The organism is Streptomyces sp. UH6 (assembly GCF_013421635.1).
In the GTDB taxonomy this organism is placed as follows: domain Bacteria; phylum Actinomycetota; class Actinomycetes; order Streptomycetales; family Streptomycetaceae; genus Streptomyces; species Streptomyces abyssomicinicus.
The window spans coordinates 1-1,487 of sequence record NZ_JACADT010001213.1; the positions used below are offsets into that span (position 1 = coordinate 1).

The 1,487-nt window shown below is 73.8% G+C and carries 2 protein-coding genes; both read right to left on the reverse strand.

Annotated features, from left to right (window positions below):
- Window positions 1-613, reverse strand: a 613-nt coding sequence (locus HW445_RS30690) for a response regulator transcription factor (protein ID WP_180224060.1), incomplete at its 3' end; no start/stop codon positions are given.
- A partial coding sequence (locus HW445_RS30695; protein WP_180224061.1) for a sensor histidine kinase occupies window positions 603-1,487 on the reverse strand: 885 nt, incomplete at its 5' end. The genes HW445_RS30690 and HW445_RS30695, both read right to left, overlap by 11 nt.

Below are 1,487 nucleotides of genomic sequence, written 5' to 3' on the forward strand. Positions count from 1 at the left end.
CCGCCGCCGCGCGGTCGTTCACGCCCAGCTTCGCGTACAGATGGGTGAGATGGGTCTTCACCGTGGCCTCGCTGATGAACAGCTCACGGGCGATCTCCCGGTTGGAGGTGCCCCGGGCGACCAGGGCCAGCACCTCCCGCTCGCGCGCGGAGGGCAGCTCGTTGCCCGGGGCGCGGACCGCCGACACCAGACGCGAGGCGACGGCGGGGGAGAGCACCGTGCGGCCCTCCGCCGCCGCCCGCACACCGGCCAGCAGTTCGTCGCGCGGGGCGTCCTTGAGCAGGTAACCGGTCGCCCCCGCCTCGATGGCCGGCAGGGTGTCGGAATCGGTGTCGTAGGTGGTGAGGACCATGACCTTGGCGCGGATGCCGCGACGCGTCAGCTCGGCGATGGCCGGCACCCCGCCGCCACCGGGCATCCGCAGGTCCATCAGCACCACGTCCGGGTCGAGTTCGGCGGCCAGCGCCACCGCCCGGACCCCGTCGGCCGCCTCCCCGAGCACCCGGAACCCCGGAGCGGCTTCGAACAGAGCGCGCAGACCGTCCCTCACGACGGGGTGGTCGTCGACGATCAGCAAGGTGATTGCGGTCCGGCCGGACGTCTCATCGCTCATGACGGACCAACGGTACGCGAGTCGACACGGCGGTGCCCTGCCCCGCCTCCGACTCGACCACCACCGACCCGGCGATGCGTTCGGCGCGGGCCCGCATGCCGTCCAGGCCGAAACCCCCGTTCCGGGTGCGTGGCGGGAGCGCGGCCGGGTCGAACCCGCGGCCGTCGTCCCGGACGTCGAGGGTGACCTCGTCGCCCATGAAGCTGAGGGTGACGCCCACCCGGGACGCCGACGCGTGCCGGGCCACGTTGGACAGTGCCTCCTGCAATATCCGCAGCAAGGTGGCGGCGACCTCGCCGTGCAACTGCTCCGGCTCCCCGGTCAGGGTGAACTCCGCCCGCAGCCCCTGCCGTTCGGACCAGCCGTCGACCGTCTTGCGCAGCGCCTGCGGAAGGCCGTCCTCGGCCAGGCCGGCCGGAGCGAGATTCTGCACCGACCGGCGTGCCTCACCGAGGCTGTGCCGCGCCAGGTCCGCGGCACGGTCCGCGTGCCTGCGGGCCACGGCGGGGTCGTCGGTGCTCGCCACCACCTGGAGCTGGGCGATGATCCCGGTCAGTCCCTGGGCGAGCGTGTCGTGGATCTCCGCGGCCAGCCGCCGGCGCTCGTCCGCGATGCCCGCCTCCCGCGCCTGGAGCAGCAACTGGGTGTGGAGCGCGGCGTTCTCGTCGAGTGCCCGCCGCAGGGCCGCGTTGGCGCGCTCCAGTTCGACGATGGCGGCGGCGCGGGCGCTGGAGCGTTCCTCCTGCTGCTCGCTGAAGTGCGTGGTGACGCCGATCAGCGCCAGGTTGACGATCAGCAGCCCGGCGAACAGCCCCCACTGAGCGGTGCTCTGCGGCGGCAGGCCGCCCGCCTGCGCACCCGCCACCGGCAGGGC